At 65.5% G+C, this 325-nt stretch carries 1 protein-coding gene; it reads left to right on the forward strand.

Features of this window, described 5'->3' with window-relative positions; genetic code table 11:
* Positions 1 to 325: cadherin-like domain-containing protein (locus tag AF337_RS38680; RefSeq protein WP_152971366.1), on the forward strand; the 325-nt coding region annotated here is incomplete at both ends.

Below are 325 nucleotides of genomic sequence, written 5' to 3' on the forward strand. Positions count from 1 at the left end.
ACCTTCACGCCGGATGCCAACTACAACGGCCCGGTCAGCCTCAGCTACACCGTCACCGACGGCCACGGCGGCAGTGTTCCGGCGACGCAGAGCTTCACGCTAGCGGCGGTCAACGATGCACCCGTCCTCAGCGGCAATGCGGCGACGCTTGCAGCCGGCAGCGAGGACACGCCCTACACCTTCAGCGCCGCCGAGCTGCTGGCCGGCTTTACCGATGTCGACGGCGACCAACTGTCGGTGTCAGGCCTCAGCGCCAATCATGGCGGCCTGGTCAACAACAATGACGGCAGCTGGACCTTCACCCCTGATGCCAACTACAACGGCC

This window comes from Rhizobium ecuadorense (assembly GCF_001187535.1).
In the GTDB taxonomy this organism is placed as follows: domain Bacteria; phylum Pseudomonadota; class Alphaproteobacteria; order Rhizobiales; family Rhizobiaceae; genus Rhizobium; species Rhizobium ecuadorense.